Below are 18,652 nucleotides of genomic sequence, written 5' to 3' on the forward strand. Positions count from 1 at the left end.
TCTTCAGTCATTTTAAAGTTTTCTTGCTTTGATAACAAAGGTTACAGGAAACATTTTCGCTCTTTTTACGAAATCATTATTTTCATCGTGCAATTGTATTATTTCATTCTCGGTTTCTTCAATCATTTGTTCAATAACAAACCCTGCTTTCGCCAACGCATTTACATAGGTTGATAGTTTACGATCAGATAAGGTTAGAGCGCCTTCATCAAGAGATACCGAATACCAGGATTCATCGAAATAACACTTGTTAAAAGCAAATCTATTATTTTCTTCAACAACACATTTGTGTATAGGATGAGACCAACTGAAAATAAATATGCCGTCTTTTTTTAAATAAGAAGCGATCCTGCAAAAAGTGCCTTCAAGGTCGGTTGTCCAGCCTATGGCGTAAATAGAATACACAAAGTCAAAATAATCCACGGGTATGTTACATTCTTCTTCCATGGGAGAACAGATCAATTTTGCTGAAAGACCGCACGCCGTCAAATGTTGCTTTGCCTTTTCAATTTGTTCTTTTGATATATCCATCCCCCATAGTTCAGATGCTTTGCGATCCCCCTGATACTGCAAGGATTGACCATTTCCACAGCCTATCTCTAACATCTTTTTTCCTGAGACATCGCCAAAAAGTTGGCATTTTTCTTCTGAGACAAATGCTCCATAAAAAGGAAGCACGATTGCTCCTAAAAAATCATTTCCTTTTGTATCCCAATAGAAGCTGTTTGTTTCATAAACACTATGCTTGTTCATCCTAATGACCTCCTCTAATATGAAATAAAGTGAGCAGCAATAATTGAAAGAATACAATCAAGTGTTAGTAGCCCGCTCCGAGTTACCCTCGATTCATAATGTGTCTGACTTCTCTTGTCTGTTGTAATTGACCTATATCGATCCCTTGTCTAATGAATTCCGGAACGATCGGATACTGATCTAGTTCACTGATGTGAATCCATCTACTCACTGAAATACCTTCAAGACAATTGAACTCTGTTTCAGTTACTTCTATTCCATCATCGATTTGAATCAGATAATAAAAGCCCAACTCATGAAAGTCCTTATTGTCCAATCTAAAGAAATTCTCTACAATCCAAACTAGTCTTTTGCTTTTGATCTTCCAACCATATTCCTCATGTAGTTCTCTTTCTATTGTCTCTTGTGTTTCTTCCATCATTTCAACTCTTCCTCCTGGCAAGAACCAGTAATCACTGTTATTGAAACGTTGGAAGAGTATTCGGTCCTCCTTGACGATCAGACACACTGCCCTTAAATTAAACTTCTGTGAATTTCCCACATTAAATGAAATCATCATCGAAATCACATCCTTCCGAATGGCCTGATGCGTGAAAATGGTGTTAAATGTTATAATCTGTTGGTGTGTTTTTCGAATATACCGAATAAAATCTACTCAGCATACATGCTGTTCATCAATGCTGTATAAGTTAGCATATTTTGTGGCACCCCATTAAACTCCAATGCATAAAACTCAAATGAACGATCATTAATTAGTTTGTATTGAATGAGTACATTGGTATTTTTCCCTTGATATGTAATTTTTCTCTTAACATTAACATATGTATTTCTATCGTCCCCTATAATAGCTTCCCATTTAGGATCTAGAAAATAGTTATCTACCATTTGACTCACTGTTTTATTAGGATACGAATTCATTGTCCCCTCTTTAACAAGATCAACAGCACTTGGGTCTGCAATACCAGTAATTCCAGAAATCCACGTTGGAGCGAAAATCATAATTACAAACGTAATACACCAAACAATGGCATAAACACTTTTCTGTTTCAACAAATGTGCTCTTCTAAAAAGATAAACTGGAATAAAGAATATTGCCCACACCAACATTTCTTTAGTGTTATAGCCAGCTTTTTTTATTTTTCTTTCATCAATAATACACAGTATGGTATTAAGTATTGTAGTAATAAACCATAATGAACCGCTAGCCACACCAATTGCTCCAGCAATTATATATTCTAACAAAGTCCCTAAAATTGGTGTGAATGCCAATATACATACTAATGTATTATTAATATCCTCGCCTTTCAACGGTGGTGGTTCAATACTTTTATCGATCAAATCTGTATGACTTATGTCCGCCCATTCTGACATTCCATATTTCCAAACTTTAGTGCCTAAAAATACTTTTTCATTTTTATAAAGGTTGAGCAGCTCAAGCCTTGAAACAGGTCCGTGTCTTTCCCCATTTAATGCATAATACCATTGTTCGTTTTTTTGATCTGATAATGCAATATCTGCGACAATAGATATATCCTCACTTTCTTTGGGTTTGTCCCATTTCAAGCCCTTAAGTTTGTATGGTGTAAATACTGTATTTCCGCAATTAGGACAAATTACATTTTTCTGTTCCTTCTGTTCCTCCCCGCACTTGCTACAAAACATATTTTCAACTCCCTTTGTTTGAATGATTTAACCTTGCACCAGTTTCTTATAACGTTTTTTTATTCATGAATTCTCACCGTCTTAAGGCCGTTACACCGCGCGTGTGCTTATTCGGTGCAGGATTGTTGGTCTGAATCTCTTTCTTTAAAAGTACCTCTGGCGACCAAGGGGCTCGTAAGAGCAAACTATTCAACTCAATAATTTCAATTTTATTTTTTTCAATCTCTTTACCCCTCAAACGTCTTCAACTGGCCTGTTTGAGCCGGAAGCTTTCACCACTGGGCCTCTTTCTTTTTGCACTTCACCTGAGCATTTTTACGCTGCAATAGAAAAAGAGTGCCAGATATTTCTGGTACTCTACTCCATTAGTCTTATCAAACAGTTAGAGAATAAAAGCAATTGCTATAAACAAATAGCTCCATTTAAAATCTTTTTCACAATTTATATAAATTATACCTGCTAAAATAGAAAAGAATATAGTGAATAAACCGCCACTTATTCCTTGTAGAAAGATATGCGTAACACCCCATGTTATAGCTAGAAATAGACCACCACTTGGGATATTTTTGCTTATTGAAAATTGTTTTTCACTGAACCGTTGCCCAAAGCTAATGCATAAAACGATAAGCGCAGATTCGCCTAAGTAATAAAAAATCTGTAATAGATATGTAATGATATTTCCTTGTGAACCATTTTTAAATTCAACTAACGGTTTGAAACCATTAAAACCAATGAATGTAGCAATTGTTATCATTACTATTAAAATTAGAATAACCAGAAATTTCTGTACTGTTAGTTTATGTTTGACTGCAAAAACGTCGAAATCAAATTTCTTTTTTGAATAATGTATTAACAAATAAGAAACAGCAAACCAAAGAAGTCCTGTTAAAATAGAGTTTAATCCTTTACTTAGTTCCTCTATACCTAATAAATTAACAATAATCCCAAGTATTAGTTCCACACTAAATCCTGCAAAAGCATACAATCCTAACCATAGAAATTCAATAGGTTGTATCTTTTTTGTGTTGCCAACATCTGATATCATTTTTTCTTCTCCTTTATTGAAATCAATTTATTAGTTATAGCAGAAAAAAAATCATCTACACATTCCAGTAGTTCATCAATGCTACTAAACCATGTTCTTTGAATCTCTTTCAGTTCCTCATAGATAGATGACCCCTCTATTGTATATTATTTCACAAGTGTGGATCGGCTACATCGAATTTTGTAAAGAAAGTTCCATTATTAAAAAGTTCTGATATCTCATCTAATTGATATCTAAGTTCATACGTCAAGAAATATTGATATGATCAAGAATACGATTTAGCGTTGGTTTATTGCAGACAAAAATAAACGTTCTATTGCAATGCAAATTGAATATCTAATTGAGGCACATTCACGACTTCTAAAATCTGAGTCAGCTTAGTTTTATATTTTATGTACTGTTTCAATATTCCAGTCTGCTCTTAATAATGTCATGCATATTTGCGGTTCTGTATCAACAGTCCTGCATAAATCAGATTCAACAAAGCCATATTTCTTGACAGATGCAATTGATGCTTTATTTTGTGGATGTGTAAGTATATATGTACATTCTACGCCTAGATGCAAAAAGCAAATATTTATTAAATAAGGCAGCGCTTCTGTTACATAACCTTGTCTCCAATACTCTTTCCAGATATCATATCCAATTTCTACTTGATTCTTCACGGGGTCCCAATAATGATATCCGCATGTTCCAATAAATTTATCACTTTTTTTATCAAACATTCCATAACGTAGATACCCTTTTCCTTCTGGATTCTGGTAGTGTTCGATAATACTTTTGGCCTCTTCTTTATCACAAGGGGGTTCACTAAAATACTTACACATATCAATATCAGAAAACTGTCTGTGAATTGATTCAATATCGTGTTCATTTAATAAACGAAATTTCAGACGTTTGGATTCAAAAGGTTGTGATAAATTCATTTTTGTCACCTCGATTTTTTATACTAACATTTGAGCGGTTTCAGCTAACGTTTTTGTGTTCGCGACGCTCGACGAATGTTGAGTGCGTCCAGTTGATTCTACTTCCCTGCCAAAGTCTCCTGCCGTACTAAGGGCGAATGACCGAAGCGCGAATATGGTGTTATCGGAAGTTCGGGACATCATCGAGTAACTAACTTCTATCATTTCTGAAAGTCATTCAAGATTATTATTATTTCATTTGTCAACTCTTCAAAAGAGTCTAATTTCAATAGCTTAAAGTAAATGCTTCTTAAGAAATTCTTCGTATTCCCTCTAATTATGTTATCCTCAGGAAGCTTGCCCTCAATCTTTATTTTCTTGAATTGTTGGATCCAATTAATTAACAAATCGTTTTTTATCATTTTCTTGCTAATAACTTGAACCACTGCCCTAGCTAATCTATCATCTTCATTATCCATGTAATAATATTTATTATTGTTTAAAGTTTTCTGTTGGATGACTTCTAGAATCCCAAATAAATGATGTTCAGAATAATATGAAGATGCAGCGATTGATTCTAAAGCATCAGCAGCATGGGCTATTGCATGTGCCCATCCCTTATGTAAAATATAGCCTCTTAGATCTTCTTCAAAATTAAAATACCTAATTACTTTTGTGTATATTTCTTCATAGTCTGTTTCAGTTAATATATTGGACTTCTGATTATAAATAAAAATAAGAGGAATAAAAAGTACTGAGAAAGAACGAGTGAATACTGTATCATCATCAGAATTACCTATTCTGAAAAACAAGTGATTATCGTCCAAAATCAGATTTGTAATTTGTTTCACTAAGTCCCCATCAAGACTGTGATCTATCATCCATCTTGCTAATGCCGCATAAATCAGTTCTCTCAATTCAGAGTCAACTGTGCCTATTTGTTGTATCATTTTGGCTATAATTAGACGAAGATTAGACTCTTCAGGAATTTGATAATTGTGATCACTAATTGAAATAAGTAGTTCCTTGATATTATTCATAATTTACTCCTTTAGTAGGTTTAAAGTGGGTTATCCGAATTTCAGATAACGTTCCCGTGTTCACGACGTCCCACCACCTTAAGTGAACGCAGTGAGCGGCCGCAATCGGTTAGGTGCGGATGTGTCCCGGCAATCGCTTCCTCGACTTATCTTTCGGGACCTAGGCGGCTTGTCCGCCGATGCTTGAACACATTGTTAGATGAAGTTACTTGGCCCCGGAGCGATGCCTTCAAAATATGTTTTAATGTATTAAACTCAGTGTTCTTGACAATATCCTTATAAGGAGTTGAAAGTTTCCATGGCCATGAGTAAAAAAGACCTTACAGACTTAATTGATAAACTATCTGAGAAAGATATCCCATATCATATTCCTTACGATGACGAGCCGTTGACAGAAGATGATCTTCAGGCGATAAGAGAAGCAAAAAAAGAATACCTTGAGGGGAAAACTATAAAGTTCGAGGATATTCTAGCTGAATTACAAAGTTGAGTTATCCAAGCGATCATACAAGTACTTAGAGAAACTCGACAAAAAGAGTAAAGAGCGAGTCTCAAATCACCTACTACTCCTAACAGAAAATCCTCGCAATCCTGGACATTAAGAAAATCCAAGGCGAGTCCTCAATGTATAGACTTCGTGCTGGAAGTTTTAGAATCCTTTATATGATTGAAGATAATATTCATATTATCACTGTCATTAAGATCGGACCACGGGGTGATGTTAATAATGATTTGTAGGTCTTTAAATCCTCGAGTAATTTCATCTAACGTTCCTATATTCACGACATCCGCTGATTCCACTTCCCTGCCGATAGCTTCTTGCAGACCAAGGAGCTGCAAGGCTTCGATGCGTGAATATTATATAAAATGTCCCCGCCTTCGATGCCTAAGCTAAACAATTTCTCTTCTTCCAGCTTTCAATTTGCTTTATAAACTCCTTTGAACTAAATATGCTTTCCAATTTGTTTAACTGACTAACAATTATTTCATCTGATTTTATTGCACTAATTACTCTGCTTTCTAGTGCAAGATAACGTTCCTCTTTATATATTTTAATCAATTGATCTAGCATATCATCTGACCAAGATAATTTATAAAAATGAAACCCAATAATATGCTCCTTTACACTATAAGCAATATTGATTTTGTCCTTATTTTCAGTAATAACTTTAATTGTTGTTTCTTTCAATAAGCTATGTATTCCATGTTGATCGCTAATGTCCAATACACTAATTAGATTTTCCACTTCTTTATAATTCTTTTGAGTTGCTGCCATATCAATCATTTTTATTATCGAACTGATGTTAGACATTCAGATTCACCCTCAATTATTAATCATGCGAGGATTTCTTATAACTCCCCTATCTCTGCACATCACAACCCCGAACAAATCCGGGGGATTTGCACCTCTTGCTGTCAACCTTGATTATACCTCTATTTCATTATTCTGTAAGTCCGATTATTCGCCTTAACAGCTATACGATTGGTTAAACCAGATCACGGTGGATTCGGTCCAGTGGGCTTGGATGCGCTTCAGGTTTTTAGTGCTGACGTGGGTATAGCGCTCTGTGATGGCAGGTTTTGATCGTTTTCGTACTGTACCCCTTTGCCTTGAGTGTAATAATCATCTTTTGCTCTATTTTGGATATGATAGTGTCGTACTTATGATTTTGACAGGCTGCGCTCCAAGATAATGGTTGCAAGAAATCCGATACCATCGCTACAGCCAGAAAACATTGGTATAACTGCCGGATGTTTTTTTTCAAAAAAATTTCCGATTCTTTCGGATTTCCGGCATTTGTCGCTCAATACTTCACCTTCAACCCAAACAGCTTAGCAAAACCGATCGCCTGCTCTGGCGACACGGTGCATCCGGGTAATGCTTGTACGGGTATATCGATCCGTTCATATGTACAAGTGCTGATGTCCATGCCTTTTAGCGATGTATCGTTAAAATCCGCCTCATTCAAATCGCATTCATGGAGCTCCACATCCTTAAATTTGCAGCCGTAAAAATTCACATTCTGCAACGAGCTACCGTTGAATTTCACCTGTTTCAAGGATGCTTCCACAAAGTCGCTCAGATTCATCAGGCAATTTTCGAAAGTCACGAATCCGAGGTTCGCCTTGGACAGATTGACCCCGGTCAATTTACAATCCTTAAAATGCACACGGTGGATAATACCTTTGTGCAACACTGCGTTGGATAGATCACAGTTTTCCAGCACGGCATCCGTCATATCCATCCGCTCAAATTTGGTATGCGCAAACGAGCAGCCGCGGAACTGTACCTTGGATAGCGTGCATTTCTCCAACACCTCGTATTCAAAATGCGCGCCGCTCATCGTCGCACGTACCAGTTCATGATCCTCATCCGCCAGCAAATCTTCCCAAGCCGCCTCGTTTAAATCCGCCGGAAGCTGCGGAGGAATCATCTTTGTCTTAGCCGCCATCGTCCCAATTCCTTTCATAATTGACCTCCATCACAACACCATTATACCATCAAAGCGAAAGCTTGTTCGCTTTTTTAATAATAGATTCAGATTTTTAGCCTCCTGCTAACTTCATTTAGAATTTGGTTTCTTATCTCATGCAGCGACTCGGTTGAATAACGTTCAGCAGAAAAACCAAATCGGGTTTTAGACAACTATCCAAAATAATATTTAGTGTTTTCGTTTCTATATTTCGTGCATAGGCATATGCGTAATGGGAATAGATCCATTTTAATAGATTTTGCCTGCCCTTATATTCCATATATGTATATTAGACGAAATCCACTCAATCCTCTAGAAAATCATACAGAAAAAAGCCGTTACATCCGTCAAGACGGAAAACGGCTTCTTCACTTGATTCCTCACAAGAAAAATAGCTCTGTCCATAAATATAAACCTAGCAAACTTACAATTAGACTGATTGGAATAACTAGAATGGTAACCTTTACGTAGTCAACCCACTTAATTGAAATTTGATATCTTCTCAACGTATATATCCATATTAATGTTGCCAGTGTTCCAATAGGTAGAATAAGAGAGCCAATATCCGCTCCGATCACATTTCCTAGATACGCTACTTGCATAGAATGAACATCTAACCCCATATCTGCCACTGAAAACGTACCTATCATAATCGATGGCAAATTGTTGCAAATGTTAGATAATACCGTTAACAGTAATCCGAAAATAAATACAGCGTTGAATGATCCTTCTCTGGCAGATGGTCCAAATTGATTAATAATAATTTCTGTCATTCCAGTATTATGAAGACCATATACTAGAACATACATGCTGAAGGCAAAAATCAGAATACTCCAAGGAGTTTTCTTGAGTACATCTGAAGGGGCAATCCCTTTCTTATACCATCTAATCAAAATGAGTACTAACGCACCCATAATAGCCGGCCATTCCGTCGGAACCCCTAACGGAGCTAATACAAAGAAGCTGATTCTGGTAAGGATTACGATTGAGATACATACGCGGAAGAGAGCCCAGTCTATAGGAGGTTGTCCATCACTGTCAGAGAACAATGGAGACTGTGCAGAATGAATATCAGTAGGAATTTGCGAAGGTATTATTTTCTTATTCTTAAAATAGAAATACAGCAAAGTTGGAATACAAATGATACCTAGCATGGATGGAACAAACATCATTGCTGCATAGGTGTTAATGTCCAATTCTACAATGTTTAGGGCTATCAGATTTGCAAGATTACTAACACCTATGGGCGCGCTGGATGCTGTAGCTACTAATGCACCAGAAATCAGATAGGGAAATTGCTGCTCTGGCTTAAATTTGAGGAGAGTCAAGGTTTGAATAATAATTGGGGTCGTAATTAGAATACTACCGTCATTATTAAAAAATAGAGTCATTAAGAAACACAGAAGGTTAATATACCAAAATAGCTTATAGCCAGATCCGTTTGCTTTTATTGCTAAATTAATGGCTGCCCATCGAAAAAAACCGATGCTTTCAAGAACAATTGACATTACAATGGTCGATAGGATTGTTATAGCTGCTCCGCTAACGATACCACCGATACTTAAAACATCTGTTAGAGGAACGATCCCGATCAGGAATACACATACAGCCGATACAGCGGTCGGTATCCACTCATTGACACCGCGTGGTCTCCACAGCATCATAATGACAGTAATTGCAAATATCGTGAGCATTATGACCACTTGTAGATTACTCATGGTACTTCTTTCAAGGATTCATTGAAATAGTTGTTTGTCGTCGGCTGATTGTTTGCTGTAAGGCCCTTTGCTGAAACGATAACAGTGATCGGCTGATTGTGTTCCTCTTGTCCACTTGCCTGTCTTACAACATTGTTATACGCAGAATCCGATGGCTCCTTTAACAACCAATACAGTCCCATTCCGCTCCCTAGTAATAATAGAATAGTAATCACAATACACCTCCTGATTATTCTTCTCACGGTTACACTTAAATAATCATAGTTTCTCCTCACTATTAAAAATAAGAATTAACTATAACTAATACCATGTATATGTGATAAGAAGTCATGGTGCTTCAAGCATTTCCCTACCAAGCTATTAATTATTTCATTGCTGGGACTCATCGATTACTGCCATCAAGTACTTGAACAAATCCATTTGTCCCATTCACGCGAACATACGATCCATCTTTAATAATTTCCGTCGCTCTTTCAATGCCGACAACTGCCGGTATCCCATACTCACGGGCAACGACCGAACCATGCGTCATCATGCCGCCTACTTCCGTAATGAGACCAACTGCGGAAATAAATAGAGGGGTCCATCCCGGGTCCGTATAGGGAGCCACTAATATTTCTCCCGGTTGAAGTTTTGCATCCTCCGGCTTGAGAACAACCCTCGCAATACCTTCTACGATACCTGCCGACACCGGGGTGCCAACAATCGCCCCTACTGGGGCATTGCCTTCTCGCAATTTCCCCGTAATGATTTCCCCTTCGGAAGTCATTACGCGAGGAGATTTGAGCTTTAAATTTTGCTCATACTGTTTTTCCCTAGCCTCGACAATATCTTTAACTTTACCAGTGAAACGATTTTCAATTAATTTAATAATCTCTTCTAGCGTAAAACAAAAAATATCATCTTCACGTAGTAATGCGCCTTTTCCAACAAGGGTTCGTGCTTCCTCAAGAATTGCTTGCTTATAAATGTACATCACTTTAATTAGCACGAATTTATGGTGTTCCCGCATCCCCATTAGCGAACGATATTGTTGGACTAAACGGGACATCTTTTTTGTTTTCGAAGAAGGGAACTGGGCTATTATTTCTTGACCAGCCTTTACGGCTTCAAGCTCTCCTTGTTTAAACTTCCTCCTGTGTTCTCCAGTTTCAGCTGTCCGGATATTACTTAAGATGCTTGGAACAATGAGTATCGGATCTTCGATCCATCTTGGTTTCGTAATATCGATTTCACCAATGGCTCGCATGCCGTATTTTTGCATAAAAATATCTAATGCTCGTCGAAACTCCATCCCGCCCGGAATGTTAACAAGTTCATCATAAAATCGGCTGGTACTTGCGCTCTGCAAAATCTCAACAACTTTGGGATGTAACCTTGCTACATCCGCTAGGTCGCCGAGCGCCAAGCCCATCTCCGTTGTGACATTACCAGGCATAGATTTGCTCAATTTGTTAAAGAGAGAACTACGCCCGGCCTCATCTAGCTGTTTGTCCAGTTCTTTCTTGAGACGGCCAGAAGTCAGGACACCCGCAATTAAGTTTACGGCAATTTTAGAGAGTATATCCGGCAACATACGTCTCATGCCGTGCCGAATCAGTCGAATTCGATCCGATCCGGACGCGTCAAATATTTCTTTCTCGGTATGCGCAACAATCTTTTCGATAAGGTCGTTCGCTTCTTTAGCGGCATGACTTGGATTTTTGAAGTACAAGTTGTTAACCACTTTTACTGCAGTAGGGATAATGATTGATGCCATTTTCCTCCCGACTTGCATAAGTGTTTTATTCGGGATGGAAATTTGTTGAAAAGCATCGCGTTCAGTAACTTCGAGTACCGCCGCGGCTAATAATTCATCCATACCACCAAATACTTTTAAGAGTTGTTTACGGACAGGCTTGATGGACAATGGTCCTGTGAAATCGACAAACGCTCGTCCGCCTGCTTCAAGTAAAAATTTAGAACCATTGGATTCCGGATCATTCTTAAAAAAAGCAGGAATATTGCTCAAAAGCGAAATCGCTAGGGGTTTCATCGGATCGGTCATCACTTGAATATAGCCCAAATTGAGAAAAACATGAAAATCGTTATCTGACACTTGTGGTACAGGGTATAACGAAGTGATCGGTCGACTTTGAAGAATATAAAACTTGCCCTCCGCATAACCCCATTCAATATCTTGCTCTAAGCCATAATGTGCTTCAATGCGCTGGCCAATCGCTGCAAGCTCAATAATTCTCTGATCAGGTAAAGCCTGTTGTTGTTGCTGCTCAAGTGGCAACTGCCTCGTGATGGTTCCCCCTTCTGGAACTCCGTAAATTGCGATCTCCTTTTTTGATACTTGCTTCTTGGTAATTTTTCCAGATCGAATTTGATATAAATCCGCAGTGACTAAACCAGACACTAAGGCTTCGCCTAGTCCGAAACTTGCATCGATAGATACTGTGTTTCGGTGCCCCGTTATCGGGTCCGCGGTAAACATAATACCCGCAACTTCCGGGAAGACCATTTCTTGAATCACAACGGAGAGAAATACATCTCGGTGGTCGAAACCGTTTTTTGTTCGATAAGAGATTGCTCTGTCGGTGAATAATGAGGCCCAGCAACGTTGAATGGCTGCAAAAAGCGACTCTAAACCACAGATATTCAAATAGGTGTCCTGTTGTCCTGCAAACGATGCTGATGGTAGATCCTCAGCGGTTGCACTGGAGCGAACAGCATAAGCCTTATTCTGGCCATTTACTTTCCACACCTCCAAAATCGCGTCTTGAATGTCTTCAGGCATCGTTAATGAAATAAGATGATCCCGAATCTGCTGTCCATGTACGCGTATTTGCTCTAAATCGTCATGTTTGATATGGTCTAACTGAGTGAATAGCTGATCCATCAATTCACTTGTATGGATAAAAGCGCGGTACGCAGCCGTTGTTACACAAAAACCTTGAGGAACAGGCATACCAGCTTTCGTCATCTCGCCGAGATTGGCTCCTTTACCGCCCACTTCAGATAAATGAGACTTATCGATCTCAATGAAACTCAACACATACTTTTCCATTGTCTACGCCACCTTTATAAAATAGGATGAGAACAAAGAAACTATTACAGGATTTTCGGTTTCCAAAAAAAATCAGAATTTAACTACTTCTTTCGTTTTCTTCCATCTCTAGTCCAACAATACCTTTACAGAAGATATCAAGAAACAGATCGATCCCTTTCTCAGACTGAAACCTGTTATCCTTTTGAACAAGTGCTTTTATGCATATCAACAAAATTTCTATCGTCAAGTGAACGGAAATGTCTTTTTTAATCAAACCCATCTCTTGAGCTTTCTCAAGTAATTGACCCAAACGGTTTTTCTTCTCATTACTGAACTTTTGGTACTTCTCATTTAATTCAGGTAGGAACTTTTCAAGATCGTGCCTAAACATCGGTCCAAGTCTCATCATTTCATCTTTTGCAAGCGAAACGAACAATTTTAATACTGTCAAAGGGTCTGATTGAAACGGGTCACTCTCGCATGAATCATAAAGTCGATCCATATTTGACATTGTTTCTTCCAAGACAGCAGCAGCAATTTCCTCCTTACTTACAAAATATTGATATATTGTTTTTTTACTCATACCCAGCTTTTCTGACAAGTCCTGAACAGTTACATTTCGGTATCCCCGCGTATTAAACAAGTCGCGAGCTGCATTCATGATACGCAAACGATTTACATTCTCCATTATCAAAACATCCTTTAATTGGAATTAAACTTCGGAAACTATTATGATACCCCTTAGTTTCCATGTTAACTTTTTCAAATTTACTTGTCAATAGTGGGCGACAATCAAGTAAAAAGCATGTCATCCTCCAAGTCCATTGGCATATGAAGTTGGTCCATTGTATATTGAATGTACAAAGAAACCTCTCCTTTTGGTATATGGTTGGGTGGTGCCTCCATTTTACCAAGGAAAGGTTTCTTTTTGCTTTACTTATGTTACGACAATCTCGAACTAAAATCCTCATATCCAAATTGTCTAATGATTTTAATTCCTTCTTGCTCGTTATAGCTAGCGATTGATGGCAAATTTACACCATTGAAGGTATTTGTCTTCACCATAGAATAGATCGCCATGTCCGTGAACACGAGTCGATCACCCGGCTTCAAAGGCTCGTCAAAAGAATAATCTCCTATGACGTCTCCCGCAAGGCAAGTTAATCCGCCAAAACGGTAAGTATAAGCCTTTTCATTCGGCATTCCTGCACCAATGATTTCCGGTCTGTACGGCATTTCAAGTACATCAGGCATATGACATGCCGCCGAAGTATCCAGAATCCCGATGTTCATATCATTATCAATGATATCCAATACCGATGCGACAAGGAAACCTGTGTTCAATGCAACAGCCTCACCCGGTTCCAGATAGACTTGAACGTTATAAGTATCTTTAATTCGATTAATGACACGTACAAGCGTTTCAATATCATAATCCTCACGAGTAATATGATGACCGCCGCCAAAATTGATCCATTTCATCTTGTGCAGATGCTCTCCGAACTTCTCTTCAATAACTTGAACGGTACGCTCAAGTGCATCCGAGTTTTGCTGGCAGAGGGTATGGAAATGTATCCCGTCGATTCCTTCCAGCTCTTCAGGCTTGAAGTTCGCCAAGGTAACGCCTAGTCTTGAATGATTATAGCAAGGGTCGTAAATCGGAGTACGACCCTCCGAGTATTCAGGGTTAATTCGAATGCCGCATTCGATCGTTTTCCCTTGAACGCTCTTTACCCGATCCTTGTATTTATTCCACTGACTAAATGAATTAAACACAATATGATCGCAATACTGAAGCAGCTCATCGAACTCTGAATCTACATAAGCCGGTGCGTAAGCATGCACCTCTTTGCCCATTTTCTCATAGCCAAGTCTTGCCTCATTCAGCGAGCTGGACGTGATGCCCTTGAGATACTTCCCTACTAATGGGAAAGTTGAATGCATCGAGAACCCTTTTAACGCTAGTAGAATGTTGCAGCCTGTGCGTTGTTGAACCGAATCCAGAATTTCAAGATTTCTAGTAAGCAGCGCTTCGTCAACGACAAAGCATGGTGATGGTAATGCATTAAAATCCAGGCTCATGCATGTACCTCAGCAGGATCAAGCAATACAGGAGCAAAATCTTCTTTCCAAGGCAAGCCGTATTTGTTCAGAGCGTCCATGAATGGATCTGGATCGAATTCTTCTACATTGAATACGCCAGGCTTTTTCCAAAGCCCTTTCATAACGAGCATAGCGCCGATCATCGCTGGAACCCCGGTTGTATAAGAAATCGCTTGAGAGCCCACTTCTTTATAGCATTCCTGATGATCACATACATTATATACATAGTAAGTTTTTGGCTTACCGTCTTTAATTCCTTGAATGATACATCCGATATTTGTTTTCCCTACAGTTCTAGGTCCAAGAGAAGCTGGATCTGGAAGGATCTCTTTCAAGAATTGCAACGGAATAATCTCTTTACCTTCATACATGATTGGCTCAATTGAAGTCATTCCTACGTTTTCAAGCACCTTCAGGTGGTTGATGTAGTTATCAGAGAATGTCATCCAGAAGCGAATTTTCTTTAATCCTTTGATATTCACAGCCAAAGACTCTAGTTCTTCATGATATAAAAGATAGATGTTTTTGGGTCCGATTTCTGGCAAGTCGTAAGTTTTCTTGAATTCTAATGGAGCTGTTTCAATCCACTCACCGTTTTCCCAGTAACGTCCGTTAGCAGTAATTTCACGAATGTTGATCTCAGGGTTAAAGTTTGTTGCGAACGGATATCCATGATCCCCGCCGTTAGCATCTACGATATCGATAGAATGAATTTCATCAAAATGATGCTTCTGTGCATATGCAACGAAAACTCCTGTAACACCTGGATCAAAGCCGCTTCCTAGCAATGCTGTAAGTCCAGCCTTTTCGAATCTTTCTTTATACGCCCATTGCCATTTGTATTCGAATTTTGGAACATCTGGCGGTTCATAGTTCGCTGTATCAACGTAATGAACGCCAGTAGCAAGACATGCATCCATAATCGCAAGATCTTGGTACGGAAGTGCAACGTTGATAACAACGTCAGGTCCGAAACTCTTAATCAGTGCAACTACCTCATCCGTATTATCCGCATCTACCTTTGCGGTTTGAATTTTTGTGCGGCCGCCATCCAGTTTTTCTTTGAGAGCATCACATTTTGCGAGCGTCCTGCTTGCGATACAGATCTCCTCAAAAACATCTGGAACCTGACAACATTTGTGAACAACTACACTGGCCACACCGCCAGCACCAATTATAAGAGCCTTACCCAATTCACTAACCTCCATTTCAGATTTTAAAAATCAAACAAAAACGATTATATATAAATTTCTACAAATAATCAATAAAAATCACAAAATATTAGCGTAATCCTTAAAAAGGGACATTTTTTTTGAGAAATGCTCAATTATCCGTCATTTTCCTCTGGAATATACAGTAACTTAGCTTAATTATTTCTTTACGCGTGACAATAAATATAAAAAGTATGGGGCTCCGATCACTGCTACAACAATACCCGTTGGAATTTCTGACGATTGTAATATCGAGCGGCCAATGGTGTCAGCAAGAATAACTAATAAAGCTCCTGTTAAGGCGGATGCCGGAAACAGCAATTGATGCTTGGGCCCAACAAGCCTTCGAGCCAGATGAGGCGCGATCAGTCCGACAAAACCGATACCGCCGCTTACTGCCACGGAAGAGCCGGCCAGACCAACTGCAGCGGATAATAGCATAATACTCTCTTTTTGTACGTCGGTACCTAGTCCAGTCGCAGTCCCATTACCAAGAGATATAACATTCATTACCCTCGCTTTATAAAAAACAAACGGAAGCAAAATTAATATCCATGGCAGCAGCGCAAGCACATATTTCCAGTTAGTGCCCATAATACTTCCCGCTAGCCATTTGGCTACAAATTGATATTTTTGCGGCTCAAGCGCCAGAGTAAGAACGATCATCACGGAGCTGATTCCTGCAGCTACGGCAATACCGTTAAGTATTAGTCTTGAAGATGAAATCCCCTCATTTTTTTTATAGGCTAACGCGTAGATCAGAATCGCAGTCAAACCGGCCCCGATTAAAGCTAGCAGCGGAAGTACAAATACAGATCCCATAGTTGTCATCGGATTAAACGAAATAAACAGCATGACCATCAGCCCTGCGCCAGCATTTATTCCTAATATCCCAGGGTCAGCCAATGGATTACGAGAAATCCCCTGCATGACGCAGCCTGACACAGCCAGACCCGCTCCGATAAGCACGGAGATCACGATCCGCGGGAGTCGAAATTCAAACAGGATGAGCCATTGTCTGTCTGTTCCCTTGCCAAACAGGGTCTTCATTACATCGATTGGCGACAGACGGATATATCCAATATTCATACTCACAATAAATACAACAACGATAAGAACAGCAATAACACACATTACTGTAATTCCGCGTTTTTTTCTGGTTTGATCAATTAATCTAATTTGAGAGCTGTTCATTTTACAATGACCTCCTCTCATTGCGTGCCAAATAAAGGAAGAACGGCACCCCGATCAATGCAATAAGTGCACCAATTGGCGCTTCATAAGGAGGATTGATCGTTCTGGCTGCAAGATCGGCAAATACAACAAGCAGACTTCCAAGGATTGCAGAGCAAGGAATGATCCATCGATAATCGACCCCAACCAAAAATCTTGTCACATGCGGGACAATTAGACCAACAAAACTGACTGCACCTACCACTGCAACAGAAGAACCGGCAAGTATCAGAACAATAATCATAGCAGCTAATTTGACAAGTCCTGTGCGCTGCCCAAGTCCAGTCGCAATCTCTTCTCCCAAGCTTAAAAGTGTAATGGATCGGGAGAGTCCTATTGCAGCAATAAGTGCGCAGCCTATCCACGGTAACAAAGCTTTAAGCTGAATCCATGTTGTTCCTGCTACTCCACCTGCATACCAAAACGCCAAGTCCTGTCCAATGTTATAGTAAAGTGCGACACCCTCACTTAGTGCAGCCAAAAGAGCACTAACAGCAGATCCGGCAAGCACCAAGCGGACAGGAGTCACCCCTGCTTTTGAAAATGCACTAAAACCAAACACAAGCCCTGCACCAATCGCTGCTCCCAGAAAAGAGCACAGAATGAGTCCAATAAACGATAAGCCTGGAAAAAAAGCAAAGGACAACGCCATCACAAAGGCTGCGCCTGCATTTAATCCCAATAACCCGGAATCTGCCATCGGATTTCGCGTCATTCCTTGCATCAGTGCACCAGCAACTGCGAAGCTTGCTCCAACCATAGCACTTGCAAGCACTCGTGGTAAACGCAGCTCATGAATGACTAAATGCTGGGGAATATCCGGGTTGTAGTGAAACACAGCTTCCCATACGGTAGATAGAGAAATGTCAGAAGCACCAAATGAAATACAAAATGCAATCCCGAATATTAATGTTATAAATCCACCAAATAATATCAAAGAGGCAGCGATCGGCCGAGTACGCAATTTAGGTTTCAGTGAAGACCCTGGCTCACTCTCGCTTGTTGAATATGATGACATACCTTACGTTCCTCTCATCTTTTAAATAAAATCCCATTCATTGATAATCATTATCATTACCGGATAAGTGTATCAAAGAGATACTCAATAAGCAATCATAAAATTCCATCTATTGTTAATCATGACCACCCGTCCAACGGGTGGTTTGCTCTTGGGGTATAACCCCCTGTTGCCAAACTGCGCCTAAAGACGCTAGCCTGACCACAAATCCGTTCAGGCTCAGTGTAATTTGTCATTTTCACTTACCAGTTAAACTGGTTTATTTCTTTTTGTTCCTATAATTGCTGAACGGATCTTCGTACTCTTTTACACTCAGTTTATCTATTGCTTGATCGTGTGCTTCTTGTTCACGAATGTATTTAGCTACGGTTGCTTCATTCAAGCCCACTGTACTCACATAATATCCTTCTGCCCAAAATTTCCGATTTCCGTATTTATACTTTAATTGTGCAT

Annotated in this window: 18 protein-coding genes; 1 reads left to right on the forward strand and 17 read right to left on the reverse strand. The window is 39.2% G+C overall.

The features are described from left to right. Nucleotides 1–12: 12 nt before the first annotated feature. The 6 genes from BLS49_RS21730 to BLS49_RS21755 all read right to left on the reverse strand — a co-directional run bounded on the left by BLS49_RS21730 (nucleotide 13) and on the right by BLS49_RS21755 (nucleotide 5,405). Nucleotides 13–753: a class I SAM-dependent methyltransferase gene (locus tag BLS49_RS21730; RefSeq protein WP_091235722.1), complete on the reverse strand. Its 741-nt coding sequence runs from the start codon at nucleotides 751–753 to the stop codon at nucleotides 13–15. A gap of 82 nt (nucleotides 754–835) precedes the next feature. Continuing rightward, nucleotides 836–1,312 carry an NUDIX domain-containing protein gene (locus BLS49_RS21735; RefSeq protein WP_091235724.1) on the reverse strand — a complete coding sequence of 159 codons (477 nt, stop codon included), beginning with the start codon at nucleotides 1,310–1,312 and terminating at the stop codon, nucleotides 836–838. 92 nt (nucleotides 1,313–1,404) lie between these two features. After that, nucleotides 1,405–2,415 carry a DUF4339 domain-containing protein gene (locus BLS49_RS21740; RefSeq protein WP_091235725.1) on the reverse strand — a complete coding sequence of 337 codons (1,011 nt, stop codon included), beginning with the start codon at nucleotides 2,413–2,415 and terminating at the stop codon, nucleotides 1,405–1,407. Between the two features lie 382 nt (nucleotides 2,416–2,797). Beyond that, nucleotides 2,798–3,460: a hypothetical protein gene (locus BLS49_RS21745; protein WP_091235727.1), complete on the reverse strand. Its 663-nt coding sequence runs from the start codon at nucleotides 3,458–3,460 to the stop codon at nucleotides 2,798–2,800. A gap of 383 nt (nucleotides 3,461–3,843) precedes the next feature. After that, nucleotides 3,844–4,386 (reverse strand): GNAT family N-acetyltransferase, encoded by a 543-nt coding sequence (locus tag BLS49_RS21750; protein WP_091235729.1) that lies wholly within the window; start codon nucleotides 4,384–4,386, stop codon nucleotides 3,844–3,846. A 200-nt stretch (nucleotides 4,387–4,586) separates the two neighbouring features. Then, nucleotides 4,587–5,405, reverse strand: coding sequence for a DUF2785 domain-containing protein (locus BLS49_RS21755; RefSeq protein ID WP_091235731.1), 819 nt, complete (start codon nucleotides 5,403–5,405; stop codon nucleotides 4,587–4,589). Between the two features lie 298 nt (nucleotides 5,406–5,703). Between BLS49_RS21755 and BLS49_RS21760 the strand changes: the two genes are divergently transcribed. Continuing rightward, the gene (locus BLS49_RS21760) at nucleotides 5,704–5,895 is read left to right on the forward strand and encodes a hypothetical protein (protein ID WP_091235733.1); all 192 of its coding nucleotides are present in this window, start codon (nucleotides 5,704–5,706) and stop codon (nucleotides 5,893–5,895) included. 396 nt (nucleotides 5,896–6,291) lie between these two features. Here BLS49_RS21760 and BLS49_RS21770 read toward each other — a convergent pair whose 3' ends face one another. The 11 genes from BLS49_RS21770 to BLS49_RS21820 form a co-directional block, all read right to left on the reverse strand. Further along, entirely contained in the window at nucleotides 6,292–6,717 is a 426-nt protein-coding gene (locus tag BLS49_RS21770) for a hypothetical protein (protein WP_091235739.1), read from the reverse strand. A gap of 493 nt (nucleotides 6,718–7,210) precedes the next feature. Beyond that, complete coding sequence (locus tag BLS49_RS21775) at nucleotides 7,211–7,876, reverse strand: pentapeptide repeat-containing protein (RefSeq protein ID WP_245742691.1); 666 nt, start codon at nucleotides 7,874–7,876, stop codon at nucleotides 7,211–7,213. A gap of 383 nt (nucleotides 7,877–8,259) precedes the next feature. Next, nucleotides 8,260–9,597 (reverse strand): arsenic transporter, encoded by a 1,338-nt coding sequence (locus BLS49_RS21780; RefSeq protein ID WP_091235741.1) that lies wholly within the window; start codon nucleotides 9,595–9,597, stop codon nucleotides 8,260–8,262. Then, complete coding sequence (locus BLS49_RS21785) at nucleotides 9,594–9,812, reverse strand: hypothetical protein (RefSeq protein WP_091235743.1); 219 nt, start codon at nucleotides 9,810–9,812, stop codon at nucleotides 9,594–9,596. Before BLS49_RS21785 ends, BLS49_RS21780 begins: the two co-directional genes overlap by 4 nt. 167 nt (nucleotides 9,813–9,979) lie before the next feature. Beyond that, entirely contained in the window at nucleotides 9,980–12,652 is a 2,673-nt protein-coding gene (locus BLS49_RS21790; protein ID WP_091235745.1) for a phosphoenolpyruvate synthase, read from the reverse strand. 79 nt (nucleotides 12,653–12,731) lie between these two features. Continuing rightward, nucleotides 12,732–13,322, reverse strand: a complete 591-nt coding sequence (locus tag BLS49_RS21795; RefSeq protein ID WP_091235747.1) for a TetR/AcrR family transcriptional regulator — start codon at nucleotides 13,320–13,322, stop codon at nucleotides 12,732–12,734. 254 nt (nucleotides 13,323–13,576) lie between these two features. Continuing rightward, complete coding sequence (gene nspC / locus BLS49_RS21800; protein ID WP_091235748.1) at nucleotides 13,577–14,716, reverse strand: carboxynorspermidine decarboxylase; 1,140 nt, start codon at nucleotides 14,714–14,716, stop codon at nucleotides 13,577–13,579. Then, nucleotides 14,713–15,930 carry a saccharopine dehydrogenase family protein gene (locus BLS49_RS21805; RefSeq protein WP_091235750.1) on the reverse strand — a complete coding sequence of 406 codons (1,218 nt, stop codon included), beginning with the start codon at nucleotides 15,928–15,930 and terminating at the stop codon, nucleotides 14,713–14,715. Before BLS49_RS21805 ends, nspC begins: the two co-directional genes overlap by 4 nt. 177 nt (nucleotides 15,931–16,107) lie before the next feature. Beyond that, nucleotides 16,108–17,142, reverse strand: coding sequence for a FecCD family ABC transporter permease (locus BLS49_RS21810; protein WP_091235752.1), 1,035 nt, complete (start codon nucleotides 17,140–17,142; stop codon nucleotides 16,108–16,110). Between the two features lies 1 nt (nucleotide 17,143). Further along, nucleotides 17,144–18,199: a FecCD family ABC transporter permease gene (locus BLS49_RS21815; RefSeq protein WP_091235754.1), complete on the reverse strand. Its 1,056-nt coding sequence runs from the start codon at nucleotides 18,197–18,199 to the stop codon at nucleotides 17,144–17,146. A 259-nt stretch (nucleotides 18,200–18,458) separates the two neighbouring features. Then, the coding region (locus BLS49_RS21820; RefSeq protein ID WP_175471318.1) for a transposase at nucleotides 18,459–18,652 on the reverse strand (194 nt) is incomplete at its 5' end.

It is taken from the genome of Fontibacillus panacisegetis (assembly GCF_900102215.1).
Taxonomy (GTDB): domain Bacteria; phylum Bacillota; class Bacilli; order Paenibacillales; family Paenibacillaceae; genus Fontibacillus; species Fontibacillus panacisegetis.